The following is a 26,534-nucleotide window of genomic DNA, read 5'->3' on the forward strand; positions in this document are numbered from 1 at the left end:
GTCTCGTGGGCTCGGAGATGTGTATAAGAGACAGATATTATATAATTATTAAAAGATAATTTCAAGTACGGAGGAATAATAATGAAAATTCTTGTTATTAATTGTGGCAGCTCTTCATTGAAATATCAGCTCATAGATATGGAAAATGAGTCGGTTCTTTGTAAAGGTGCTGTTGAGCGTATCGGACTTAAAATTTCAGGCGGAGAGGAAAATGTTATCGTTAAGGTGAATGGAGAAACCTATAAGTACGATAAGGAGCTCCTCACTCATACAGATGCCTTCAACGAGGTTAAGTACATTCTTTCAGAAGGTGAGCATAAGGTTGTTGACAGCTTTAACGAGATTGATGCCATAGGTCACAGAATTGTACAGGGCGGCGATAAGTATACAAAGTCTGTTATCGTTACTCCCGAGGTTGCTCAAGAAGTTAAGGAGCTTTCACCGCTTGCACCCCTTCACAATCCTGCAAATGTTCAAGGATATGAGGCTTGCTTGAGTGTTGTGGGTCCAAATGTACCGCAGGTATTTGTGTTTGATACGGCATTTCATTCAACAATGCCTCCAAAGGCTTATATGTACGCATTGCCATATGAATATTACAAAAAGTACGGTATTCGCCGTTACGGCTTCCACGGTACCTCTCATAAGTTTGTATCTCAAAGAGTTGCAGACAGAATGGGCAAGAATATTAAGGACCTCAAGATTATTACCTGCCACCTCGGCAACGGCTCGTCAATTGCTGCTGTTGATCACGGCAAGGTTGTTGATACATCAATGGGCTTTACCCCTCTTGACGGATTTATGATGGGTACCCGTTCGGGCGGTGTTGATCCATCGGCAGTAACCTATATTATGAAAAAGGAAGGCATCAATCCCGATGATATGGATGCTATCCTTAACAAAAAGTCAGGTGTACAGGCTGTATCCGGTGTTTCATCCGATGACAGAGATATTTGCAAGGCACAGGCAGAGGGCAACGAAAGAGCTATCCTCGCTCACGAAATGCAGGCTTATGAGATTGCAAAGTTCGTTGGTTCATATGTTGCAGCAATGAACGGTGTAGATGCTATCGTATTTACAGGCGGTATTGGTGAAAACGGTGTATGGCTTCGTTCAAAGATTTGCTCATATTTCGGCTATCTCGGCGTACACATTAACGAGGCTGTTAACTCGTCAACACAAAAGGGTGCAGAGGCAGAGCTTACCGATCCAAGTGATAAGGTAAGGGTATTCATTCTCGCAACAGACGAGGAGCTTATGATCGCAAGAGATACAGAGGAATTGGTACGCAACAGATAATCATTAATTACCGTAAATTAATTTTTTCGCATAAAATCTATGAAAGGGGGAGTTTCAGTGCCGGAAATTAAGTATGAAATTACAGAGCATCTTGGTGTTATTTCAGAGACATCACGTGGCTGGACAAGAGAAGTTAATATGATTTCTTGGAACGGCAGAGAGCCAAAGGTTGACGTAAGAGATTGGTCACCTGATCATTCAAAGATGAGCAAGGGTCTTACTTTTACAAAGGAAGAGCTTGTTGAGCTTACAAAGATTGCTGAAAAGCTTTAATAGTCATTCAGGCGGGAGATTGCTCCCGCCTTGATGTCGTTTTTAGCGAGAATAAAATAAATAATAATTTGGCAGGTTTTTGCCGGATTTGGAGTATATAATTATGGAATGGACATCCTTAAACGATATTAGAGAAAAATATTTGTCATTTTTTGAAAGCAAGGGTCATTTAAGATTGCCGAGCTTTTCATTGGTGCCAAATGGAGATAAGAGCCTTTTGCTCATTAATTCGGGTATGGCTCCAATGAAAAAGTATTTTACAGGTGAGGTTACACCGCCGAGAAACAGAGTTACAACCTGTCAAAAATGTATTAGAACTCCTGATATTGAGCAGGTTGGCAAAACCGCCCGTCACGGCACCTTTTTTGAGATGCTTGGTAATTTCTCATTTGGAGATTATTTTAAGAAAGAGGCTACTGCGTGGGCTTGGGAATTTTGTACCGAGGTTCTCGAAATGCCTGTTGATAAGCTTTATGTCACCATTTATGAAAATGATGACGAGGCATACGAGATTTGGACAAAGCAAAACGGAGTTGATCCGTCACACATTGTTCGTCTCGGCAAGGCTGATAATTTCTGGGAGCACGGTTCGGGTCCATGCGGTCCCTGCTCGGAAATTTACTTTGACCGTGGAGAAAAGTACGGCTGCGGCTCACCCGATTGCGGTCCCGGCTGTGAATGTGACAGATTTACGGAGTTCTGGAATAATGTATTCAGCCAGTTTAACAATGACGGCAACGGTAATTATACAGAGCTTGCACAAAAGAATATTGATACAGGTATGGGTCTTGAAAGGCTTGCATGCATTATGCAGGGCGTAGATAACATCTTTGAGGTCGATACCGTTCAAAACACAATGAAAAAGATTTCCGAAATTGCCGGTGTCAATTATCACGACGATGCCAAAAATGATGTTTCGCTCCGTGTTATTACAGACCACGTGCGTTCATCAACCTTTATGATAGGTGACGGTGTAATTCCGTCAAATAACGGCAGAGGCTATGTTTTAAGAAGGCTTATCCGCAGAGCCTGCCGTCACGGAAGGCTCCTCGGTGTTAACGAGCCGTTTCTTTACAAGGTGTGTGAAACTGTGCTTGAGGATAACAAGGTTGCTTATCCCGAGCTCAAGGATAAGGCAGAACTTATCAAAAAGGTACTTTTGTCAGAGGAGGAATCCTTCGGCAAAACCATTGATGCAGGTCTTGCACGTCTTGATGAATATATCGAAAACACAGACGGTAACGTATTTTCAGGTGAAGATGCGTTCAAGCTTAACGATACCTTTGGCTTCCCGCTCGACTTAACAAAGGATGTTTTGGAGGAGCGAGGAATGACTGTTGATGAGGACAGGTTTAACGAGCTTCTTGCAAACCAAAAGGCTACTGCACGTGCTGCCCGTAAGGATGCAGGTGCAGATGCGTGGAAGGGCGAGGGTGTCAAGATTGACGCTGATAAAACCGTTTTCACAGGCTATACGGATTTTAAGGCTGAAGCAAAGGTTTTGGCTATTGTAAATGCCGACGGTGAGTCTGTCAATATGCTTGGTGCAGGCGAAAAGGGTGCAGTAGTTCTTGACAAAACACCGTTTTATGCAACATCGGGCGGACAGGTTGCCGATACAGGTGTTATCGTTTCCGACGGTGTTGAGGCTGTTGTAGATGATACAACAAAGAATGCCGACGGTGTGTATCTTCATAGCTGTACGGTTAAATCGGGTGTTATTTCCGTTGGCAATACAGTGACTGCAAGCATTGACGCGGACAGAAGAAAAGCTATTATGCGTAACCACACGGCTGCACATCTTCTTCAGGCGGCTCTTCGTGATGTTCTTGGTACTCATGTTGAACAGGCAGGTCAGCTTGTAAACGAAAAAGAGGTTCGCTTTGACTTTACTCACTTTAACCCGATGACAGAGGATGAACTCAAGAGAGTTGAGCAAATCGTTAATGCAAACATTCTGTCCTGCGATTGCGTTACCATGCAGGAGATGCCTATTGATGAGGCAAAGAAGATGGGTGCAATGATGCTCTTCGGCGAAAAATACGGCGATATTGTTAGGGTTGTAAAGGCAGGCGATTCGTCAACAGAGTTCTGTGGCGGTACCCACGTTTCTTCAACAGGCGAGCTTGGTCTTTTCAAGATTGTGTCAGAGGCTTCCGTTGCCGCAGGTGTTCGCAGAATTACCGCTCTTACAGGAACGGGCGTCCTCAATTATCTTGCCGAGTGTGAGGATACTGTTAAGTTTGCTTCTGCTTCGTTTAAGTCAAGTGACAGCGAGGTTAAGGACAGGATTGCCGCTGTGCTTGCAGATAACAAAAATAAAGATAAGGAAATTCAAGGTCTTAACGCAGAGCTTACAAAGCTCAAGAGTGCCGATATGTTCTCATCGGCTATTGACGTTGACGGTCTGGAGCTTTATGTTGCAAGGGTAGAGGGTACAACCCCGGAGGCTCTTCGTTCTATGGGCGACGACATCAAGGCAAAGGGTGACAACATTGTTGCTCTTATTGCCGGTGTAAACGGTGACAAGGCAAACCTTGTTGCGGTATGCGGTAAGAATGCCATTGCTAAAGGTGTAAAGGCAGGAGACCTTGTTAAGCAGGTTGCCACTCTTGCAGGCGGTGGCGGCGGAGGTCGTCCGGATTCTGCTATGGCAGGTGCAAAGGATGTGTCAAAGCTTGATGATGCACTTGCAAGGGTGGAAGAAATTGTTAATGGCTTGATAAAATAATCGGAGGATATTGATATGTGCGTTTTTTGCGAAATAATCAACGGTAATATACCTTCAACAAAGGTGTACGAGGATGATATGATGGTTGCCTTTAAGGACCTTAACCCCGTTGCACCGGTACATTTTCTTTGTGTTCCCAAGGAGCATATTGAATCTGCAAATGCAATTACCGAACAAAACAGTAAATACGTCAGTCATATTTTTGAAATGATTCCGCAGATTGCAAAATCACAGGGTATTGAGTCTTACAGAATTATCAATAACTGCGGTGCAGATGCAGGTCAAACCGTTATGCATCTTCATTTTCATGTAATAGGCGGAAAGGAATTGGGAGAAAAATTAATATGAGCAAGGAATTTTACACATTAAAAATCGGCGGTATTGAAAGACAGCTTCAAAAATTTCCCGTGTCAGATACTCTTGATATTGCCGCATTTATACTTTTCGGTGATGTAGAGCTTACAGAGGTTTGCGCAAGAGAGCTTCTTAAAAAGGTTCCGGAGTTTGATTACATAGTAACTCCGGAGGCAAAGTCAATTCCTCTTGCATACGAAATGAGCCGTATGAGCGGCAAAAAGTATATAGTTGTTCGTAAGGGCGTAAAGGTGTATATGGACCGTCCCGAAAAGGTTGCAGATATCTCTCTTACAACTCAAAAGGAGCAAGCACTTTATCTCGGCCACGAGGACGGCGATCTGCTTGACGGTAAGCGTGTTCTCATCGTTGATGACGTTGTTTCAACCGGCGGTAGCCTTAAGGCTGTAAAGGAGCTTTTGGCAAAATTCAATGCAAACGTCGTTGCCTCCTGCTTCCCGCTTGCAGAGGGTGATGCTGCCGACAGAGATGATATTATTTATCTTGAAAAGCTTCCGTTATTTTTCAAATAAAGTAAATATTACAGCTCTCTTTGTTCAAGGAGGGCTGTTTTATTTTGTGATATTATATAATATATAAATTATATGTTGAAAATATGGTAAAATAATGTTAAAATAAAATGTAATACCTTGGGCATAATTGTACAGAGGTGCTGTTATGTGTAAGGAAAATGAAAATGAAAACGAAAAATCAAATCAGGGTATAGATAATAGCGAGCAATCATCTGTGTTTGAAACGGGCTCAATCACTATAAGCAAGGACGGCCATTTTATTCATTGCTTAACCATTATCGGTCAGATTGAGGGGCATTATATTTTGCCCAGTCAAAACAAAACCACAAAGTATGAGCACGTTATTCCTCAGCTTGTTGCTATCGAGGAAAGTAAGGAAATTGACGGTCTGCTTGTAATCCTAAATACTGTCGGCGGAGATGTGGAGGCAGGGCTTGCCATTGCGGAGCTTTTGTCAACAATGAACACTCCAACCGTATCCTTGGTGCTTGGAGGAGGCCACAGTATAGGTGTTCCGCTTGCTGTCAGCTGTAAGCGTAGCTTTATTGCACCGACCGCAACAATGACTATTCATCCTGTTCGAATGAACGGTACTGTTCTCGGTGTTCCGCAAACACTGTCTTATTTTGAAAAAATGCAGGATAGGATCGCAAGGTTTGTAGAAGCCAATTCGAGCATTTGCGCCGAGGATTTTCGAAAGCTGATGCTTAAAACAGGAGAACTCATTATGGATGTAGGCTCTGTGCTCGACGGTGAAGAGGCAGTAAGCTGTGGATTGATTGATGAGCTTGGTGGCTTAAGTGATGCGCTTGGCTACCTTCAGGGTGTAATCACGGGGGAGAACTAATGCTTTATACCATTGTTGATTTTAATGATGTTTTTACTGAAAACAGACTTGATAATCTGAGTCCTCGTTCTACAAATCCTTATGATTATATTAGGACAGGCTATTATCTTGATAATGCAAAATATTTCGGAGGACATAATAATGTCAATTATAACCTCAATATTTCAGGCAATATTTCAAGCAATTTGCCGTATATTCCCAATAAGTGAAACTGCTCATTCAGCTGTGTTTCACGATTTTTCCGGTAGGTTTTCGGGTGCCTGCTCATCTCTTACCGGAGTGGTACATATAGGCATAGCGGTAGGTATTGTTGCCGCTTCATATAGCCTTTTCTTAAAAATGGGATATGAGTTTTTCTCAACCGGAAGAGATTTTGTTAAAAAACAGCTCAGGGGCAATGCTCCGTCACAGCCAAGGCATTTTATGTATATGACCTTAATGAGCTTTTGTCCTATGCTGTTGTGGCTTATTCCTTGCGGAAGGTATGGATTGCTTTATAACGTTTTAAGGTCAACACAGTTTAACAAAACACTTCTTGATGAGGGTGTGTTTCTTGCATTGACAGGCGGCTTGCTTTTTGCAGGTGCTCTTCAAATTGCAAAGGCAAACATTCCAAGACAGATTTCTGAAATTGCTTCTGCTTCGGTCGGTGTTGCAAGCGTTGTGCTTATACCTGTGTCCGGCTTTTCGTTTATAGGTGTTGTTTTTTCAATGTTACTTTTGTTTGGTGCATCAAAAAAGCAATCACTTAATTATGCGCTTGTTATGAGTGTACCTGTTTTGGTGGTTACGGGTATTGTTGAAATAGTTGTAAGTGTTACAAAGGTTGGAGTTGTGCCGATTATTATAGGTGTAATACTTTCGGCAGTTGTTTCGTATTTCAGCGTTGTATTTCTCAGGTACATCATTAACAGAGGATATCTAAAGTATATTGCAGCTTACGATGTTGCAATGGGTATAATTATACTTGTTGTAGGAATATTTGAATTAATTTTTAGAAAATAAAGTAGGAGTTACTATGGCTAACAACAAAAATGCTAATAAAGCACAGGCAAAAAGACCTGCTCCCAAAAAGCCCGTTACTCATTCAAAAAAGGCTCTTGCCGAGTTTGAGGAGCAACAACGCATAATGGATGAGGAGGCACAGGCAAACAAAAACAGAATATTCAGCATAGTTATTTTTGCACTGTCGGTTTTGTTTTTCTTTGTTGCCGTTATTCCGGGCGAAAGTGTATGGAACTTTGTACATAACTCTTATTTAGGACTTTTCGGTTGGGTGGCATCGATTATTTTTCCTGTTTTGAGCCTTGTGTATTCTTTTTTGTGTCACAAAAACAATGTAAGCAAAAAAATGATTGCCGAGCCTATATGCATAGTGCTTATTGTTCTTTTTGTTTCAACATTTATCTACATTGTCAAGGCAAGCTCCGGTGTTCAGTTTTTGGATACCTGCAAGCAGGAATTTGCCGATGCACCGTATACAGTTAACGGCGGTTTCTTCGGTGCTGTGCTCGGTTGGGCGCTTATGACTATGGGCAAGGCGCCTGCTATTGTAATTGATTTGCTTATGATAGTTGTTGTAATAATGCTTTTGTCAAGGGTAACGGTAAATCAGTTCTTCAAAAACACCACAAAGCCTGTTCGTGCCGTTGTTGAAAAGGCAACTCCTATTATTGAGGAGCGCAGAGAAAGACGCAGAATGAATAATATTGACATTCCTCTTGATGACGCCCCTCCTGCTTCACAGGATGAAAAGCCAAAGAAAAGGTCATCAAAAAGGCTTGCCGCAGAAGAACAGGAGCCACAGGACGATTATTCAAATCTTATTAAGGAAATTAATCAGGCAACGAACAAAAATAAACTAAAGAGGGAAGAGGTCAAATCTCTTGATGATATTGTAAAAACCGCAAGCGAGGACGCTCCTGCTTCGGATAAAAAGCCCGAGCAACAACCGCTTCCCGAATTTGTTGTAACCGATGAGGATATGCAAAAGGATGTTCCTGAATACAGATTGCCGAGTGTCGACATCCTTAAAGCAGTTAAGCATAAGTCGGCAAAGGATGTTTCATCCGAACTTAAAACAAACGCAGAGCTCCTTGTTGATACTCTTGCATCCTTTGGCGTTCAGGCAGAAATTACGGATATTTCACGCGGCCCTACCGTAACAAGATACGAGCTTAAGCCTGCATCAGGTGTGCGTATCAGCAAAATAACAAATCTTGCCGATGATATTGCACTTAACCTTGCAGCTGTTAATGTTCGTATCGAAGCGCCTATTCCGGGCAAGGCAGCCGTTGGTATCGAAATTCCGAATACCGTAAAGAACAGCGTATCAATGCGAGAGGTTATTGATTCGGCTGATTTCAATTCTCAAAAATCCTTGCTTTCCGCCGGTCTCGGTAAGGACATTGCAGGCAAAACCGTATTTTGCGATATTGCCAAAATGCCTCACCTTCTTATTGCAGGTACAACAGGCTCCGGTAAGTCTGTTTGTATGAATTCAATAATTGTTTCAATTCTTTACAGGGCAACTCCGGATGAGGTCAAATTCCTTATGATTGATCCCAAAAAGGTTGAATTTTCAAAGTACGAAAATATTCCGCACCTTCTTGTTCCCGTTGTTACCGATCCGCGTAAGGCATCGGGTGCGCTTGGTTGGGCTGTTTCCGAAATGCTTCAGCGTTATCAAAAATTCAGTGATACCGGTGTTCGTGACATTGAGGGATACAATCGCTATGTTGCAAAGCATGCTGATATGAAGCCGATGCCTAAAATCGTTATCTGCATTGATGAGCTTGCAGATTTGATGATGGCTGCTCCAAAGGAGGTAGAGGATAGCATTTGCCGTCTTGCACAGATGGCTCGTGCGGCAGGTATGCACCTTGTTATCGCAACTCAAAGGCCGTCGGTAGACGTTATCACAGGTCTTATCAAGGCTAACATCTCTTCGCGTATTGCTTTGACAGTTTCATCGGCAATCGATTCGCGTACTATTCTTGATTCGGGTGGAGCTGAAAAGCTTCTCGGTATGGGTGATATGCTCTATTCACCGATAGGAGCAAATAAGCCGTTGCGTGTTCAGGGCTGTTACATCAGCGATGATGAGGTAGAGGAGCTTTGTGAATACATTAAAAAGCAAGGCGAAAGCGATTACAGCGAGGAAATCCAAAAGGAAATTGAAAACAAGGCGGCACAGGAAAAGGGAGGAAGCAAATTTACCGATGACGGTGAAGGCGGCGATTCTCTTGACCCGTTGTTCAATGATGCTGTTGATGTTGTGCTTGAAAGCGGAAAAGCATCTACATCCTTCCTTCAGCGTAAGCTTAGCGTAGGCTACTCCAGAGGCTCAAAGATTATGGATCAAATGGAGGATAAGGGAATTATCGGTCCTGCCGAGGGTGCAAAGCCGAGAAAGATTTTGATTAATAAACAGCAGTGGATTCAGATTCAGGCACAGGGTCCTGCTCCCGAATTCACCGAGGAAAACACAGAGCAAATGGAATTTGACTCTGATGAAATAATTGATAATCAGGATTTGTATGAATAGTTTTTTACCTGTAAATCAAAAGGATATGTACCAAAGAGGATGGGAACAGCCGGATTTTGTTTATATCTCCGGTGACGCATATGTCGACCATCCCTCCTTCGGTGCGTCAATAATTACAAGAGTGCTTGAGGCAAGGGGATATAAGGTTGCATTTTTGAGCCAGCCCGATTGCAATAGCACAAGGGATTTTGAGCAGTTTGGCAAGCCTCGTCTTGCATACTTTATTTCAAGCGGAAATATTGATTCAATGGTAGCTCATTATACTGTTGCAAAGAAGCCTCGATCAACCGATGCCTATACGGCAGGCGGAGTTATGGGCAAGCGTCCCGACAGAGCGGTTATTGTTTATTCAAATATTGTAAAGAAGCTTTATCCCGATGTTCCTGTTATTATCGGAGGACTTGAGGCGTCGCTTCGAAGATTTGCTCATTATGATTATTGGGACGATGCTGTTCGACCTTCCATCCTGCTTGATTCAAAGGCAGATTTGCTCGTCTTTGGTATGGGCGAAAATCAAACTATTCAAATTGCAGATAGATTAAACGCAGGCGAGAGTGTTTCTCAAATGCACGATATATTAGGCACGGTTTACGCCGTTGACACAAAGGATACTCCGTACATAGGTGTTGAGTGTCCGTCGTATGAAAATGTTTGTACTTCAAAAAAGGAATACGCCAAGGCGGCAAAAATTGAACAGGACGAGCAGGATCATATAAGAGGAAAAATTATTAAGCAAAAGCACGGCAAAAAAATGGTTGTTCAAAATCAGCCTATGCCGCCTTTAACAACAAAGGAACTTGATTGGGTGTATTCACTGCCGTATATGCGTGCCTATCATCCTATGTATGAGTCGCTCGGCGGTGTTCCGGGTATTCAAGAGGTAGAGTTTTCCATTACCCATAACCGCGGATGCTTCGGTGCCTGTAATTTTTGTTCTATTGCTTTTCATCAGGGCAGATATATAACTACACGAAGCAAGAAAAGTATTCTTGCCGAGGCTGAAAAGCTAACATATATGCCAAACTTTAAGGGTTATATTCATGATATAGGAGGGCCTACGGCTAATTTCCGTCAGCCGTCGTGTATGCTTCAGGAGGAGCACGGCTTGTGTAAGGGCAAAAAGTGTCTTGCACCAAATCCATGCAAAAACCTTGTTGCAAATCATGAGGAATACCTTGATATTTTACGCAGTGTTCGTGCGTTGCCGAGAATTAAAAAGGTGTTTATCCGTTCAGGCATCAGGTATGATTATCTGCTTGAGGACAAGGATGACAGCTTCTTTAAGGAGCTTGTGGAGCATCACGTTTCAGGACAGCTTAAGGTTGCACCCGAGCATTGCTCTGCCGCAGTCCTTGACAAGATGGGCAAGCCTCATATTGAAGCGTATATCGAGTTTTCAAAACGATATTTTCAATATACAGGTGAAATTGATAAGGAGCAATATCTGGTTCCTTATCTTATGTCAAGTCATCCGGGCTCAACCTTAAATGACGCCATTGATTTGGCATTGTTCTTAAAGAAAAATCATATAAGACCCGAGCAGGTTCAGGATTTTTATCCAACACCGGGTACTATCTCTACAACTATGTTTTATACCGGACTTGACCCTTACACAATGGAGGAGGTATACTCTGCAAAGACACCTCACGATAAGGCTTTGCAAAGGGCATTGCTTCAGTATTACAACCCAAAGAATTATGCTTTGGTTGAGGAGGCTCTTAAAAAAGCGAAGCGTTATGATTTGATAGGAACTGCTCCGAATTGTCTTGTAAAGCCTCAAAATCAAAGGAATAACAGACAGGCATTACTTAACCGTCAAAGAAATAACGGCAAGAAAAACAAAGGTGTTAATTCAAGGAATAACAATAATAACAGGAAAAAGAAAAGCAGATGAACAGCAGTAAAGCACAAAGTATGTTTATGATCGGTATGGCATTGGTTTTTATGTCGGGAATAATTTTGTATGTATCCCTGTCGTCACCCACGGTTTATGTGCAGGAGAATGTAACGCAAACCACAGCACAATCCGTGTTGCTCGAGTCGACAGAGCCACAGGCCGACACGGGATCAGTCAGTACGACAGCCGATACCGAGCCAAAGCAAACAGCATCATATCCCATAAACATTAATACGGCTACCATGGAGGAGCTTTGCCTTATCGACGGTATGGGCGAGGCTCGTGCAAGCGCAATTATAGAATATAGAGAGTATTTGGGCAGATACGAAAGCGTAGAGCAAATAATGAACATCAGCGGTATAGGTGAGTCACTGTATGCAAAGCTCTCACCGTATCTTACTGTATAATGCTATGAGCGAGAGTGTTTTCAAAAAACTTTTGTACTGCATATTTCCGCGTAGGTGTGATCTGTGCGGTGATGTTGTGCCCATATCAAGCAAAAGATGCGATGCCTGCCGGCACTGTGAAAAAATAGAGGGCGAAGTCTGTGAAATGTGCGGTATGGATAAAGCCTCGTGCACCTGCAAGGATTCACACCATAAGCCTGAATACGAGCAAATTGTTGCACCGTTTTATTATTCCGATAATGTCGTAAAGGCTGTATATCGCTTAAAGTTTAACGGATATAGCGAGCTTGCTGTCACAATGGCAGAGGAAATAGTTAAGTGTATTAAAAAGCAGTATCATCACATAAACTTTGATTGTATAACCTATGTTCCTCTGTCTGCCGATAGAGAAAAGGCAAGAGGGTATAACCAATCAAGACTTATTGCCGAGGAAATATCCAAGATGCTTGATATTCCCGTTGAGCATACATTTTATAAGGCGTACGAAAATCCGTCTCAGCGTAACCAAAATGCACGTATGCGTCGAGCAAATGTTTTCGGCGCGTTTGATGTTAATGACGGCGTAAACCCGCAGGGAAAAACCTATCTTGTTGTTGACGATGTAAAAACAACGGGAGCAACCCTGTCGGAATGTGCGGCTGTTCTTGATTCGTACGGTTCAACCGCAGTTTATACTGCCGTTTTTGCCATAAGAAAAAAATCTGCCCGTAGCACAGCAGGATAATGCCTCCGACTCCGACTCGGAAGATCACGAGTTCGAATCTCGTCGGGCAGACCAAAATCCTCCTCTGTCACCGGAGGAGGATTAAAGAATGGCAGGTAAAATTTTCTTGACAACAACTGTGCTTAACAATATTATATAATTAGATTTAACAATATGTTATACATAAATTAAGAGGAAAGAATATGCATATTACAAACATTATCAGCTTACTTGGCGGACTTGGACTTTTCCTGTTCGGTATGAAATATATGTCCGACGGGTTAAATCAGGTTGCAGGTAACAAAATGCAGGCTTTGCTTGAAAAGCTAACCCGCAACAGATTTAAGGGCTTTTTGCTTGGCGTCGTTGTAACCGCTGTTATTCAGTCATCATCGGCAACGACGGTAATGCTTATGGGCTTTTTGAACGCAGGCATTATGGATTTGGCACAGGCAACGGGCGTAATTATCGGTGCAAATATAGGTACTACAATCACCGCTGTGCTTATTGCTATTGATGTTTCCGCCATTGCACCGTTTTGTATTTTTATCGGAACGGTGATGGCTCTGTTCTGCAAGAAGCAAACCCAAAAGTATATCGGCCAGGTTATTCTTGGCTTTGGCGTTCTTTTCTTTGGCTTAAAGTATATGAGCGGCCCCGATGCTATGGGTGTGCTCAAAACAAGCGCCGCCTTTCAGACCTTTATTACAAAGGCAGACAATCCTATATTGGGACTCGTTATCGGCTTTATTATGTGCTCTGTTCTTCAAAGCTCAAGTGCATCAATCGGTGTTCTTCAGGCCTTGGCAATGACAAGTGCATCACTTATGCCAATGAAGTTTGCCATTTTCCTTATTATCGGTATCAATGTCGGCTCGGCTATGCCACTGTTCCTTTCTGCAATCGGAGCAAAAACAAATGCAAAGCGTGCTGCTGTTATCTACTTTATCTTTGATTTTGTAGGTTTGCTCATATTTACACCTATTGCACTGATATTCCCGCAGTATATGGATTGGATTACCACATTGTCCGATAACGGCTCTGTACAGGTAGCAATCGCACATATCATATTTAAGGTTGTTACTGCTTTTGTTATGCTTCCGTTCATCAAATGGGTGGTTAAGCTCAGTGAAATTATCATCAAGCCAAAGGAGCATGACACAAGGCTTAGGTTTGAATTTATTGATAAAAAGGTTAGTAATAATCCCATCGCCACCGCAATGCAAATCGGCAGCGAGGTTGAACGTATGGCAAGACTTGTAAGGAACAATTTTGTCATTGCCTGCGAGGGATTTATTGTAATGGACAATAGTCGACAGCGTGAGCTTGAAGAAAATGAGGAGCTTATAAATTGGCTTAATCATAATATTTCCGACTTTATGGTAACTGTAACATCAAAGGAAATGCCGGGTGCTGTATCGGAATATATCGGTAAGCTTTTCCATGTTATCACCGACCTTGAAAGAATAGGCGACCATGCCCAAAATATTATGAACCGAGTCTGCGCCGCAAAGGATGATGACCTTGGATTTACCGAAACGGGTATTGCGGAATTTAAGGAAATCTACGAGATTGACCTTGAGCTTCTTGACAGGGCACTCGGTGCATTTATGAACAAGCACCTTACAGACGATGAGGAGCATCAGCTCCATTATCTTGAGGATACTATTGATTATCTTACTCTCACAGCGCAGGACAACCATGTTCAGCGCTTGCGTGAAAAGAAGTGTCACACCTCGTCAGGCGTAATATACACAAAGGCCCTTCAGGATTTGGAAAGAGTAGGCGACCACTCATACAACATTGCCTGGGCGGCAAGGATTGATAAGAACTTGATTAGGCAGATATAAAATTAGCAAAGAAATTTCTTCTCCACGCAGTACGTGGAAGCAAAAATATGTCATGGAGGATGTTTTGTGATGTGTGACAATAAAATTAAAAAGGTTATTGATAATTTCAAATTTAAGGGAGATTTTGTTGATGTTAGTGAATTTGGCTCAGGTCATATCAACAAAACATATCTTGTAACATTTAATAATGAAGGTACAGAGCAAAGATACATTCTTCAGCAGCTCAATGCCAATGTGTTCAAAAACATTGACGGTCTTATGAAAAACGTGTTCAGCGTAACCTCGTATCTTCGTGGTGTAATTAAGGAATACGGTGGAGATCCCGACCGTGAAACCCTGCACTATATCAAAACGGTTGATGATAAGGAATATTATCATTTGCAGGATGAAAATTCATATTACAGGGCATACGTTTTTGTTCGTGATTCTATCAGCTTTAATACTGCTGAAAATGCAGATATGTTCAAGTCAAGCGGTGAGGCATTCGGCAAATTCCAAAGGCTTTTGTCAGGCTTTGATGTTGATAGCATCACAGAAACAATACCCCATTTTCACGATACACCTTGGAGATATAATAACGAGTTCCTGCCCGCAGTAAAGGCAAATGCCTCCGGCAGACTTGATACCTGTCAGGCAGAGGTTGATTTTGTTAATAAGTATGCGCAGCAAATGGACAGACTCACCTCTATGATAGCAAGCGGCGAGCTGCCTGTTCGTGTAACGCATAATGATACAAAGCTCAATAATGTTATGTTTGATAAGGATACTAAAAAATGTGTTTGCGTTATTGACCTTGATACCGTTATGCCCGGTCTTGCTTTGTATGATTTCGGCGATTCAATTCGCTTTGGTGCCTCAACAGCCACAGAGGATGAAACAAATCTTGATAAGGTTCAGATGGATTTGGATTATTTTAAGGCTTATGCCGAAGGCTTTCTCGGAGAAGCAGGCGAGCACTTTAATCAGGCAGAAAAGGATAACCTTGCTTTTGCCGCATTGCTTATGACTCTTGAGTGCGGTATGCGATTTTTAACCGATTACATCAATGGTGATGTTTACTTTAGAACCGAATATCCGCAGCATAATCTTGACAGAGCGCGTAACCAGTTTAAGCTTGTTGCCGATATGGATGCCAAGATGGAGCAAATGGAGCAGATTATTAAAAATATTCAGTAATAAAGGGGCAGGTACATTCTGCCCTTTAAGTTCTTTTTAGTGTATATGAGTATTAAAAAAAATGATGATGTTGTACTGAAAATTGAAGATATGACCAATGAGGGCTCGTCAGTAGGGCACTTCAACGGTATGGCTGTTTTTGTTCGAGGAGGGGTTACGGGTGACGAGCTGGTTGCCCATATCATTAAGGCAAAGAAAAGCTATGCCGTCGGCGTTGTTAAGGAAATAATCAAGCCGTCGGAGTTTAGAATTGAGTCTGATTGTTCCGTGTCTGATAAATGCGGTGGGTGCTCATTCAGAAATATGACCTATGAGGCAGAGCTTTCCTATAAGCAAAACAGAGTTGCTGACGCGTTGAAAAGAATCGGCGGTGTTGATGCTCCTGTTCGTAAAATTATCGGGGCGTCCCGTGTTGATAGATACAGAAATAAGGCGCAGTATCCCGTTTCAATACGTGACGGCAAAATGCTTGCTGGCTTTTATGCCTATAAGAGCCATAGAATTATTCCGTGCGGTGATTGCAGATTACAGCAAGCCTCGTTTAAGGATATTCTTGATGCTGTTGGAAAATGGGCTTGTGAAAATGATGTGACATCATATGACGAAAACACAGGCAAGGGCTTGCTTCGCCATATATATATCCGAAAGGCTCCCGCAACAAACGAAACTATGGTGTGCCTTGTTGTTAACGGCAAGTCCGTGCCAAACGAGGAGGCTCTCGTGTTTGCACTTTCGCAGGACGATAATATAAAATCAATTTGTGTTAATACAAATTGCGATGCTACAAACGTTATCCTCGGTGACTGTACAAGAATTATCTACGGTAGTGAAACGATAACTGATATTCTTCTCGGTAAAAGATTTGTTATATCTGCGCATTCGTTTTATCAGGTAAATCACGACCAATGCGAAAGGCTTTATGAAAAAGCAATCGAGTACGCCGACCTAACAGGCAATGAAACTGTTGTCGACCTATATTGCGGAGTGGGAACAATAGGGCTTTCAATGGCGGATAAAGCAAAGCAAATTTTCGGTATAGAGATTGTCCCACAGGCAATAGAAAATGCAAAAATTAATGCAGAGCTTAATTCTATTACCAATGCCGAATTCTTCTGCGGTGATGCTTATGACGGGGCAAAGGAGCTTGCAAAACGCGGAATAACCCCCGATGTTGTTGTGCTTGACCCACCGCGAAAGGGATGTCAGGCAGAACTTTTTGATGTCATAAGTGCAATGAATCCAAGCAGGATTGTATATGTGTCCTGTGATGCGGCAACCCTTGCAAGAGACCTAAAAATCCTTGCCGAGCGAGGATACAAGACTGTTGAGGCAACACCTGTTGATATGTTCCCTCGCACACCCCATGTCGAGGCGGTATGTCTTTTGTCAAGAACCAAACAATAACGAAAGGAATAGGAGTAACATTATGGGATTCTTTTCAACAATTCTTTATAACATAAAGAATATGAAAAAAGCGAAGAAAATCAGAGAAATGGGTAAGGAAAATTTACTTGCTTTAGAAGACGAAGATTTTTATGAGGCAATGATTTGTCTTTGTGATGATGCTGTGTATGATATAAAAGCAGCAGATTTGACGAAAGAACAGATTTTGGCCTATTCGCTTTATATGTTTGAGAGGGAAGTTAATAATGGCGGTTTGTGTCAATTCTTTGTAAACTCAAGTAGTGATTGTGCTCCATTTATTAGTGAGGCATTAGATGCGATTGGGGCAACAGAATTGAGAAATTTATTTGAACAGTTTGTAAATGATAATGATATTGATGTTACTGATTTATCTTCTTTTAAAATTACAGATATTAAGGAATATGAAGCCCAAACAAAACGATTTGATTTTGATAGCTTTGATGAAAGGTTTTATGACAATGAGGATTTCCATCAGCAGGTAATCGATTATTTTAGATGTAATGTTGAACAATTGTTGAAAAATTAAGCAGAAAAGGGATTGAAACTTGTTGACATGTTCCCTACAACGGTCGAGGTGGATATGTTCCCGTTAAATAGCAAAAGGCTATGACATCAATCCTATTAACTCGTCCCATATCGAGACGTTGCCGTTGTAAAAAGGAATTAATCCGTTTGGATTGATTATAAAATTTTTTTAAGGAGATTGCTGTTTGAAGAAAAACAACACCTTGGAAAAGGCAAAGGAATACGGCTGCAAGGCTGTTTGCTTTGAGGGTAATATCGATTTTTACGGTAAAAGCGGATTTACCTTTGCAAGAGAGTACGGTATTCGTTATCACGATATACCTGAGGGTATGGACGATTCCTTCTTTTTGTGTAAGGAATTGGAAAAAGGCTATCTTGACGGTGTTACCGGCGAATATGCTCCGCCCGAGCTTTATATGGTTGATGATAATGATGTTGAGGAATTTGATAAAGGCTTTGAATATAAGGAAAAGCTTGTTCTTCCGGGACAGCTGTTCTAAATGAAAACGGGCAGAGGAGCTTGCTCCTCTGCCTATGTTGTTCAAAAGAAAATATATTTGGCGCCCCTTTTACGCAATAAAGGGGTGCGGGTCTCCGGTGGAGACCTCTGCACGAAAGTGCAGAAGCACCGACCGAGCCGGGAGGCGAGACGCTGTTGAGCGAAGCGAAACTGAGGGGATAAAAAAGATTGAACATTGAATTCAATCTGTTAGACTGTCGATAAAGTGGGCTGAAACACGCCATATAAATATAAATTAAACAAACCGATTTGAGCCTCCATTGTGTAAAGGGAGGTGGGTGCGATTTATCGCACTCGGAGGGATTGTAAAAGCGGCTTAGACATCGAATCTAAGCCGCTTTTGGCGTTTTTCGCCTTTTGCTCGGTCGAGGTACCCTCGTACATCTTCCCTCGCAAAATGCGAAATTCAGCTCCATTTCTCAACAGTCTACCAGCGTGTCGAAATTTATAATTCGACTTTTTCGACACGCTGTCAGATTGAACATCGAGTTCAATCTTTTTTCATTTATTTTACAATTTTATGGTTATTGATTTTACCTTTTGGATTTAACATATAGCTGTAAACAAACGCGGTTGTTAAAAATCTAAAGTAATATGAGGTAAAGAATTATGAAAAAGTTTATTGCAATTATTTGTTCGGCATTAATCATCACTCTTGTTGCAGTAGGATGTGCAAAGGGTGTAGCATCTAATGAAAGCCAAAACGAAGAATCACTTACAGGTACAATATCTCTTGCAGGCTCAACCTCCATGGAAAAGCTGTGCGAAGCAATGTCTGAAAGCTTTATGGCAGATAATCAGGGCATTACGGTAACAGTAGAATATGTTGGTTCAGGTGCAGGTATAGAGGCTCTCTCAAAGGGCAGTGTTGACATTGGTAACTCATCAAGAAATCTTAAGCCGGAGGAGCTTTCAAACGGCTGTGTGGAAAATGTAGTTGCACTTGACGGTATTGCGGTTATAGTTGATAAGAATAACGGCGTAACAGATATTTCATCCGATGACCTTAAAAAGCTCTATACAGGTGAAATTAAGAATTGGAAAGAGCTCGGCGGAGCTGATGAGGCAGTTGTAGTAATCGGCAGAGAGGCAGGCTCCGGAACAAGAGATGCATTTGAGGAGCTTTTGGAGCTAAAGGATAAATGCGATTATGCACAACAGCTTGACTCAACAGGTGCAGTTCTTGCAAAGGTAGCATCAACTCCGGGCGCAATTGGATATGTGTCTCTTGATGTTGTTGATGAGAGCGTACTTTCGGTTTCTATTGATTCGGTAGAGGCTAACGAGCAAAACATTTTGGCAGGCAAGTATTTGCTTTCAAGACCGTTTGTTATGGCAACAAAGGGTGATGTGTCATCTCAAAATGAACTTGTACAAAAATGGTTTGAATATGTTAATTCCGAAAAGGGCAAGGAAATAATTAAAAAGGTAGGCTTGATTGTTCCTGTACAGGAGTAACAGTATGAAAAGCAAGCAAATTATAGAAAAAATAATTGAAGCTATCCTTTTTGCGTCGGCAGGCATGGCAGTGCTCGCAGTGTGCTCTATCAGTGTATATATGGTTATAAAGGGCACACCTGCGTTGGCCGAAGTCGGAGCACGTGAAATATTGTTTAACAGTAAATGGGCTCCGACCGCCTCTGACTCATCCTACGGTATAGCCTATATTATTCTTTCGTCTGCTGTCAGTACGGTTATATCTGTTTTGATAGCAACCGTAATAGGAATTTTAACCTCGGTGTTTTTGTCGGAAATTGCAGGCAAAAGGCTTGGCGGCTTGGTCAAGGGTGCAGTTGAGCTCCTTGCAGGAATACCGTCGGTTATATACGGTTTAATAGGTATGATGGTTCTCAATCCACTTATTTTCAGGCTGGAAAAGCTTTTGTTTGCAAACAGTACAACGCATAAGTTTACAGGCGGAGCAAATATGCTTTGTGCAATCATTGTTCTTTCCGTAATGGTTTTGCCGACGGTTATCAGCGTCAGCACATCATCACTTAATGCAGCATCAAACGATTTGCGCTTTGCTTCTTATGCACTCGGTGCAACAAAAATACAAACTATTTTTAAGGTTGTTGTTCCCGCCTCACGTTCCGGAATAATAACGGGCGTAGTGCTTGGAATAGGCAGGGCGCTCGGAGAAGCCATGGCAATTAATATGGTTGCAGGCGGTGCAGTAAATCTTCCGTTGCCGTTTAATTCTATCAGGACATTAACAACACAAATTGTAAGCGAAATGAGCTATTCACAGGGAACTCACCGAGATGTTCTTTTTTCTGTCGGACTTGTTTTGTATGTGTTTATTATGGGTATCAATCTGATACTGCTTTGGTTTAGAAAAAAGGAGAATAAAAAATAATGTCAGGTAGAAAACGGATAAGCGATGTGTTTGCTTATATATTAATCGGCATATGCTGTGTGATTTCGGTTTCAGTTCTTATCGGTATAATTGCATATGTTTTTATAAAAGGCATAGGGGTTGTTGATTGGTCGTTTTTGAGCAGTGTGACGAGTGTGCTCAACGGTACGGTAGGTATAGCAGGTAATATAGTTAACACAATCATTGCTGTTGTGTTGACCTTGCTTATTTCCGCTCCTGTGGGCATTTGCGGTGCCATTTATCTTAATGAATATGCAAAGCCCGGGAAAATTGTTTCTGCAATAGAATTTGCAACAGAAACACTTTCGGGTATTCCGTCAATAATATTCGGTATGTTCGGTATGGTGTTTTTTGTTGAGGGCTTGCATATGGGATATTCATTGCTTGCAGGCTCTTTAACATTGAGTTTAATGGTTTTGCCTCTTATAACAAGAAATACACAGGAGGCACTGAAAACCGTACCCGATTCATACAGACAGGGTGCAATCGGTCTTGGCTCAACAAAGCTTTATATGATTGTCAAAATTCTTATTCCAAGCGCAATGCAGGGAATTGTAACAGGAGTTATTCTTGCTGTGGGCAGGGTTGTAGGAGAGTCGGCAGTGCTGTTGTTTACGGCAGGCAGTGCAAAGCTTTTGCCAAATGATATAAAGCAGCTTTTGCTCAAGCCGTTTCAGTCAGGCGGAACTCTTACGGTTCAAATGTATCTTTCCGCAACAAGCGAAGGTGATTTTGACACGGCCTTCGGTATTGCAGTGGTTTTGCTAATAATTGTACTTTGTATCAATTTTTTAACTAAGCTTTTAACAAGGCTCTTCAATAAAAGCACAAGGACGGTATAATATATGGGTGATTGTATAATAGAGGTAAAGCATCTTGATTTGTATTACGGTAAAAATCATGCGCTAAAGGATATTAGCATTGATATATTCAAAAACAGCGTTACTGCACTTATCGGTCCGTCAGGATGTGGCAAATCCACGTTTCTTAAGTCCATAAACCGAATGAATGATTTAGTTGAAAATGTAAGCATTACGGGAGATGTAATCGTTGACGGAGTAAACATATATCAAAAGGGCTGTGATGTTACAAAACTTCGTAAAAATGTCGGTATGGTGTTTCAACAGCCCAACCCGTTTCCTATGAGCATATATGACAACGTGGCATACGGTCCGAGAGTGCACGGAATAAAAAGCAAATCCGAGCTTGATTGTATAGTTGAAGAAAGCTTAAAGGATGCGGCAATATGGGACGAGGTAAAGGACAGACTAAAAAAATCGGCACTCGGTCTTTCCGGAGGTCAACAGCAAAGGCTTTGTATAGCAAGAGCCTTGGCAGTTCAGCCGCAGGTGCTTTTGATGGATGAGCCAACCTCTGCGCTTGACCCTATATCTACATCAAAAATAGAAGAGCTTATGCAACAGCTAAAGAAAAAATATACCGTTGTTGTGGTAACTCATAATATGCAACAGGCATTGAGAGTGTCTGATTATACAGCATTCTTTCTTGTTGGTAATTTGATTGAATATAACAAAACAGATTTGATTTTTTCTTCTCCTCAGCATAAAAGAACAGATGACTATATCAACGGAAGATTCGGTTGATATTGTCTTTTCCTATAATTTTACTTAAATTTTACAAACGGGGTATTTATTTTTTTACCTTTGGATTGTAAAATAGAAGTAAAGACAGGAGGAATAAAGTATGATATATTGCATTGAGGATGATAACGGTATCAGAGATTTGATTGTTTATACACTTAATGCATCCGGATTTGAGGCAATGGGCTTTGCAAACTCAAAGGACTTTTGGAACGCTGTTAAGGATAAGATACCGGATTTAATTCTTTTGGATATTATGCTTCCCAACGAGGACGGAATAAGCATTCTTAAAAGAATCAGAAGCGACAGCAAGATATGCGATATTCCTGTTATTATGGAAACAGCCAAGGAAACCGAGTATGATAAGGTTATTGCTCTTGATTTGGGAGCAGACGATTATCTTACAAAGCCCTTTGGTATGATGGAGATGGTATCGCGTGTCAGGGCTGTTTTAAGGCGTACCTCAAAGAAAAACGACAGTGACAGTAATGTTCTCTCCTATAAAAATCTCAAAATCAATACAATAGAGCATACGGTTTATGTAAATGATAAGCTTGTAAATTTAACCCTAAAGGAATATGATCTGCTCCAACTCTTTATGGAAAACATCGGCAGAGCCTTTACCCGAGACAGACTTTTGAGCAGTATTTGGGGCACGGAGTTTGTCGGTGAAACAAGAACGGTTGATGTTCATATAGGCACGCTTCGCACAAAGCTCGGCGAATGTGGAGATTATATAAAAACCGTACGAGGTGTAGGCTACAGAATGGAGGCTGAAAAATGACCAAAAAAATATTTAGGTCCATATGCCTTGTTGCAATCTGCGTTGTTTTGTCTGTGATGGCAATAATTATGGGCGTAATGTATAATTACTATTCAGACCTTCAGGCACAGCGTCTTGACAAACAGGTTGAATATGTTGCAGATGCTGTTGAACTCAACGGTGAGGAATACCTTAAAAGCATTAAGGATAATTCCATTCGTATGACCTGGATTGCAAAGGATGGAACTGTTCTTTATGATAACGAGGCAAGCTCTGATCAAATGGAAAACCATCTTGAGCGCGAGGAGGTTAAGCAGGCTATGGCCACCGGCAAGGGCAGCTCACAGCGTTATTCAAAAACCTTAACCCAACGCCAGTATTATTCTGCGGTAAGACTTAATGACTCAAGCGTTATGCGAATGTCGGTTAAAGAGCTAACATGGTGGGCGCTTCTTTTGTCGATGATTCAGCCTATTATTATTGTGTTCCTTGTAGCGCTTCTTGTTTCGTTTTTATTTGCATACAGCCTTTCTAAAAAAATTGTGGAGCCTCTTAACAAAATTGATTTGGATTCTCCGAACGAAGCAAAGGTTTACGAAGAGCTGACACCTCTTGTAAAAAGAATAGAGGTTCAGCAAAAGCAAATAAAGAATCAACAGCTCGAGCTTGAAAAAAAGAGAAATGAATTTGATGCAGCAACGGAAAATATGTCAGAGGGCATAATTCTTTTGAATTCAAGCGGAGTAATTATCAGCATTAATAAAATGGCGTCAAAGCTTCTTGGAATCAGTACCTTCTGTGTTGGCAAGGATTTGCTTCTTTTCAGCAGCGGCGTAGAAATTCAGGAGCTTTTGCGCAAGGCAGAGGAAGGCAAGCACAGCGAGGTTATTTTGCCGATAGATAATGTGAATTATCATTTCAATGCAACCCCTATTTTCTCGGGCGACAAGGTGACAGGCATTGCTCTCATTATTTTCGACTTCACCGAGATGGAAAAGGCAGAGGAGGTTCGTCGTGAGTTTACGGCAAATGTTTCTCATGAGCTTCGCACTCCGCTTCAAACAATCGCAGGAAGCTCAGAGCTTTTAAGTAACGGTATGGTGGCTGCAGATGATGTTCCTAAATTTGCTTCAAGGATAAACAAAGAGGCAAAGCGACTTATCGCTCTTGTTGAAGACATAATCAAGCTGTCACATCTTGACGAGGAAAGCTCGGGCATTGTTTCGGAAAAAATTGATTTGCTTGAGGTTGCAAAAATGACAGCGATAAACCTCACTCCTGTTGCTCAAAAGGCAGATGTTGAGATAAATGTATCGGGTGAACCTTCAATAGTAACAGGTAAATCAGAGCTTCTTACAAGTATTGTTTACAATCTTTGTGATAACGCAATAAAGTATAACCGCAAGGGCGGCAGGGTAGATGTCGAAGTGAAAAGCTTTATTGACTGTGTAAAGCTGTCGGTGTCCGATACAGGTATTGGCATACCGATTGAACAGCAGTCAAGAATTTTTGAACGCTTCTACCGTGTTGACAAAAGCAGGTCAAAGGAGGTTGGCGGAACAGGTCTCGGACTTTCTATTGTAAAGCATGCCGCCAAGCTTCATAACGCCGAAATTGAGGTTAGAAGCATTGTTGACAAGGGAACAACAATAATTGTAACCTTTCCAAAATAATTTATACGGCTTAAACCTTTAGTATGGTTTGGGCCGTATTTCATTTTACTTTACATTGATTTTACAAAAAATTGATAATAGATTTGATGTATTCTTGATAAACTGAACTCAAATACAAATAATTTCTTTGAGGATTAGTTATGAGTATATTCAATGTGTTATCAATGATAGGCGGTCTTTGTCTGTTTTTGTTTGGAATGAGCATAATGGGCGAGGCACTTGAACGCAGGGCGGGAAACAGCTTAAAGGGTGTTCTTGCAAAAATGACAACAAATCGTTTTGCAGGCTTTTTAACAGGATGTGCCGTAACGGCTGTTATTCAAAGCTCATCTGCAACAACTGTTATGGTGGTTGGCTTTGTAAATTCAGGTTTGATGAATTTGCGCCAGGCAATCAATGTCATTATGGGTGCAAATGTCGGTACTACAATTACAAGCTGGATTTTGTCGTTGTCGGGAATTAACAGCAGCAATGTGTGGATTAGGCTCCTGAAGCCATCATCCTTTACACCTGTTTTGGCGCTTGTCGGCATTATTCTTTTTATGTTCTGCAAAAAAAGTCAAAAAAAGGATATAGGAATAATCCTGCTCGGCTTTGCAACACTTATGTTCGGAATGGAAACAATGTCGTCATCGGTAAGTGTTTTGGCTGATGTGCCTGAATTTCAACAGCTGTTCATAATGTTTAAGAATCCGTTTTTAGGCTTGCTTGTAGGAGCAGTCCTTACGGGTATTATTCAGTCGAGCTCTGCTTCTGTAGGTATTCTTCAGGCACTCGCAATAACCGGACAGGTATCTATCGGTGCAGCAATCCCTATTATTATGGGACAAAATATAGGCACCTGCGTTACTGCTTTGATTTCTTCAATCGGTGCAAATAAAAATGCAAAGCGTACTGCTTTTGTTCATCTTATATTTAATGTGGCAGGCTCTTTTGCAGTGCTTATATTGTTCTGTATATGGAAGTACGGATTCAACCCCGCTGTGCTTGATACCCCTGCAAATGCCTTCAGCATTGCCGTGTTCCATACCATTTTCAATTTCCTTTGTGTTCTTATTCTTATGCCTAATGCAAAGCTTCTTGAAAAATTGGCAGTAACAGTAATAAGGGATAACAACAATTCGTCACAGGAAAAGGAAATACTTGATGAAAGACTTCTTCCTACTCCTACTCTTGCCCTTCAGCAATGCTACAGTGTTGCAATGAAAATGGCACGTTATTCCGTAAGGGCAATAAATAAAAGTATAGACTGTATTACAAAATACAGCGAATCGGATGCCGATCAAATCCGTAAGGACGAGGAAAAGTGTGATAAGCTTGAGGACGCAATTGGCACATATCTTGTAGCCTTAAGCAGTATGAAAATGGGCGATAAGGAAAGTGAACAGGCGGCGTCTCTTCTTAAAATGATAGGTGATCTTGAACGTATATCAGACCACGCAGTAAATGTTTTGTCTGCATCACAGGAGCTTCGCAGTAAGGGATATTCCTTTACAGAGGATGCCGTAAGGGAGCTTGAGGTGCTGACTGATGCAACAAGGGAAATTGTTGAAATTACCTTTAATGCCCTTGATAAAGGCGATATTGACGCTGCATCAAAAATTCAACCGCTTGAGCAGGTTATTGATATCCTTAAGGAAAAGCTTCGTACACATCATATTAAGCGAATGCAACAGGGGCTTTGCACTATTGAGGCAGGCTTTGTATGGTCCGATTTGCTAACGGATTTGGAGCGTGTGTCAGACCATTGCTCAAACATTGCAGGTTGCTTGATTGAAACCTCACATCACAATCTGAGCATCCACGAAAATCAAAGAAATATTGCAGAATCAAACGATAATTATGTCGACCTGTTTTATCAGTATAAGACAAAATATTCCGTTAAATAGTGTTAAAATAAAATCAGTATCTGTGGATTATAATTTTTATCTTATAGATATTGATTTTTATTTTTATTATGGTAAAATGTATAAAGGGTATTATGTCTGTCTCTTATACACATCTGACGCTGCCGACGACTCCTTACGTGT

Annotated in this window: 24 protein-coding genes and 1 tRNA gene; all 25 read left to right on the forward strand. The window is 41.5% G+C overall.

Translation table 11 applies throughout. From position 1 onward, the window contains the following. The first annotated feature begins 81 nt into the window (after positions 1-81). The 25 genes from Q0P34_RS06580 to Q0P34_RS06700 all read left to right on the forward strand — a co-directional run bounded on the left by Q0P34_RS06580 (position 82) and on the right by Q0P34_RS06700 (position 26,393). Positions 82-1,299 carry an acetate kinase gene (locus tag Q0P34_RS06580; RefSeq protein ID WP_294954596.1) on the forward strand — a complete coding sequence of 406 codons (1,218 nt, stop codon included), beginning with the start codon at positions 82-84 and terminating at the stop codon, positions 1,297-1,299. A gap of 57 nt (positions 1,300-1,356) precedes the next feature. After that, entirely contained in the window at positions 1,357-1,572 is a 216-nt protein-coding gene (locus Q0P34_RS06585) for a PC4/YdbC family ssDNA-binding protein (protein ID WP_178668288.1), read from the forward strand. 103 nt (positions 1,573-1,675) lie between these two features. Next, positions 1,676-4,303, forward strand: coding sequence for an alanine--tRNA ligase (alaS, locus tag Q0P34_RS06590; RefSeq protein WP_294954600.1), 2,628 nt, complete (start codon positions 1,676-1,678; stop codon positions 4,301-4,303). A gap of 9 nt (positions 4,304-4,312) precedes the next feature. Continuing rightward, positions 4,313-4,651, forward strand: coding sequence for a histidine triad nucleotide-binding protein (locus Q0P34_RS06595; RefSeq protein ID WP_294954652.1), 339 nt, complete (start codon positions 4,313-4,315; stop codon positions 4,649-4,651). Then, positions 4,648-5,190: a phosphoribosyltransferase family protein gene (locus tag Q0P34_RS06600; protein WP_294954603.1), complete on the forward strand. Its 543-nt coding sequence runs from the start codon at positions 4,648-4,650 to the stop codon at positions 5,188-5,190. Before Q0P34_RS06595 ends, Q0P34_RS06600 begins: the two co-directional genes overlap by 4 nt. Before the next feature lie 145 nt (positions 5,191-5,335). Beyond that, positions 5,336-6,037, forward strand: a complete 702-nt coding sequence (locus Q0P34_RS06605) for an ATP-dependent Clp protease proteolytic subunit (RefSeq protein ID WP_294954606.1) — start codon at positions 5,336-5,338, stop codon at positions 6,035-6,037. Next, the gene (locus Q0P34_RS06610; protein ID WP_294954609.1) at positions 6,037-6,246 is read left to right on the forward strand and encodes a hypothetical protein; all 210 of its coding nucleotides are present in this window, start codon (positions 6,037-6,039) and stop codon (positions 6,244-6,246) included. The genes Q0P34_RS06605 and Q0P34_RS06610 overlap by 1 nt, the downstream gene beginning before the upstream one ends. Further along, positions 6,179-7,042, forward strand: a complete 864-nt coding sequence (locus Q0P34_RS06615) for an undecaprenyl-diphosphate phosphatase (RefSeq protein ID WP_294954612.1) — start codon at positions 6,179-6,181, stop codon at positions 7,040-7,042. Before Q0P34_RS06610 ends, Q0P34_RS06615 begins: the two co-directional genes overlap by 68 nt. Before the next feature lie 13 nt (positions 7,043-7,055). Then, a complete protein-coding gene (locus tag Q0P34_RS06620) occupies positions 7,056-9,584 on the forward strand; it encodes a DNA translocase FtsK (RefSeq protein WP_294954615.1) in 2,529 nt (842 codons plus the stop codon). Beyond that, on the forward strand, positions 9,577-11,478 hold the full coding sequence (locus Q0P34_RS06625; protein ID WP_294954617.1) for a YgiQ family radical SAM protein: 1,902 nt from the start codon (positions 9,577-9,579) through the stop codon (positions 11,476-11,478). The genes Q0P34_RS06620 and Q0P34_RS06625 overlap by 8 nt, the downstream gene beginning before the upstream one ends. After that, complete coding sequence (locus tag Q0P34_RS06630) at positions 11,475-11,888, forward strand: helix-hairpin-helix domain-containing protein (RefSeq protein ID WP_294954619.1); 414 nt, start codon at positions 11,475-11,477, stop codon at positions 11,886-11,888. The genes Q0P34_RS06625 and Q0P34_RS06630 overlap by 4 nt, the downstream gene beginning before the upstream one ends. A 4-nt stretch (positions 11,889-11,892) precedes the next feature. After that, on the forward strand, positions 11,893-12,612 hold the full coding sequence (locus Q0P34_RS06635; protein WP_294954622.1) for a phosphoribosyltransferase family protein: 720 nt from the start codon (positions 11,893-11,895) through the stop codon (positions 12,610-12,612). After that, positions 12,590-12,666 (forward strand) — tRNA-Arg (locus Q0P34_RS06640). The genes Q0P34_RS06635 and Q0P34_RS06640 overlap by 23 nt, the downstream gene beginning before the upstream one ends. A 128-nt stretch (positions 12,667-12,794) precedes the next feature. Beyond that, on the forward strand, positions 12,795-14,441 hold the full coding sequence (locus Q0P34_RS06645; protein ID WP_294954625.1) for a Na/Pi cotransporter family protein: 1,647 nt from the start codon (positions 12,795-12,797) through the stop codon (positions 14,439-14,441). 69 nt (positions 14,442-14,510) lie between these two features. Then, positions 14,511-15,617 (forward strand): aminoglycoside phosphotransferase family protein, encoded by a 1,107-nt coding sequence (locus Q0P34_RS06650; RefSeq protein WP_294954627.1) that lies wholly within the window; start codon positions 14,511-14,513, stop codon positions 15,615-15,617. A gap of 45 nt (positions 15,618-15,662) precedes the next feature. After that, complete coding sequence (gene rlmD / locus Q0P34_RS06655; RefSeq protein ID WP_294954629.1) at positions 15,663-17,021, forward strand: 23S rRNA (uracil(1939)-C(5))-methyltransferase RlmD; 1,359 nt, start codon at positions 15,663-15,665, stop codon at positions 17,019-17,021. A 22-nt stretch (positions 17,022-17,043) separates the two neighbouring features. After that, positions 17,044-17,568, forward strand: coding sequence for a DUF4375 domain-containing protein (locus tag Q0P34_RS06660; RefSeq protein ID WP_294954631.1), 525 nt, complete (start codon positions 17,044-17,046; stop codon positions 17,566-17,568). A 184-nt stretch (positions 17,569-17,752) separates the two neighbouring features. Further along, positions 17,753-18,067, forward strand: coding sequence for a GNAT family acetyltransferase (locus tag Q0P34_RS06665; protein WP_294954634.1), 315 nt, complete (start codon positions 17,753-17,755; stop codon positions 18,065-18,067). Positions 18,068-18,696: 629 nt separating this feature from the next. Then, positions 18,697-19,545 (forward strand): phosphate ABC transporter substrate-binding protein, encoded by an 849-nt coding sequence (locus Q0P34_RS06670; protein ID WP_294954637.1) that lies wholly within the window; start codon positions 18,697-18,699, stop codon positions 19,543-19,545. 4 nt (positions 19,546-19,549) lie between these two features. Continuing rightward, positions 19,550-20,446: a phosphate ABC transporter permease subunit PstC gene (gene pstC / locus Q0P34_RS06675; RefSeq protein WP_294954639.1), complete on the forward strand. Its 897-nt coding sequence runs from the start codon at positions 19,550-19,552 to the stop codon at positions 20,444-20,446. Next, entirely contained in the window at positions 20,446-21,309 is an 864-nt protein-coding gene (gene pstA, locus Q0P34_RS06680) for a phosphate ABC transporter permease PstA (RefSeq protein WP_294954642.1), read from the forward strand. The genes pstC and pstA overlap by 1 nt, the downstream gene beginning before the upstream one ends. A gap of 3 nt (positions 21,310-21,312) precedes the next feature. Next, positions 21,313-22,071: a phosphate ABC transporter ATP-binding protein PstB gene (gene pstB / locus Q0P34_RS06685; protein ID WP_294954644.1), complete on the forward strand. Its 759-nt coding sequence runs from the start codon at positions 21,313-21,315 to the stop codon at positions 22,069-22,071. A 100-nt stretch (positions 22,072-22,171) separates the two neighbouring features. Continuing rightward, positions 22,172-22,852, forward strand: a complete 681-nt coding sequence (locus tag Q0P34_RS06690) for a response regulator transcription factor (protein ID WP_294954645.1) — start codon at positions 22,172-22,174, stop codon at positions 22,850-22,852. Next, entirely contained in the window at positions 22,849-24,504 is a 1,656-nt protein-coding gene (locus tag Q0P34_RS06695; RefSeq protein ID WP_294954648.1) for an ATP-binding protein, read from the forward strand. The genes Q0P34_RS06690 and Q0P34_RS06695 overlap by 4 nt, the downstream gene beginning before the upstream one ends. Before the next feature lie 140 nt (positions 24,505-24,644). Further along, entirely contained in the window at positions 24,645-26,393 is a 1,749-nt protein-coding gene (locus Q0P34_RS06700; protein ID WP_294954649.1) for a Na/Pi cotransporter family protein, read from the forward strand. Positions 26,394-26,534: the final 141 nt, after the last annotated feature.

Origin of the sequence: uncultured Eubacterium sp., assembly GCF_945980375.1 — a bacterium.
Lineage (GTDB): Bacteria > Bacillota > Clostridia > Oscillospirales > Acutalibacteraceae > Eubacterium_R.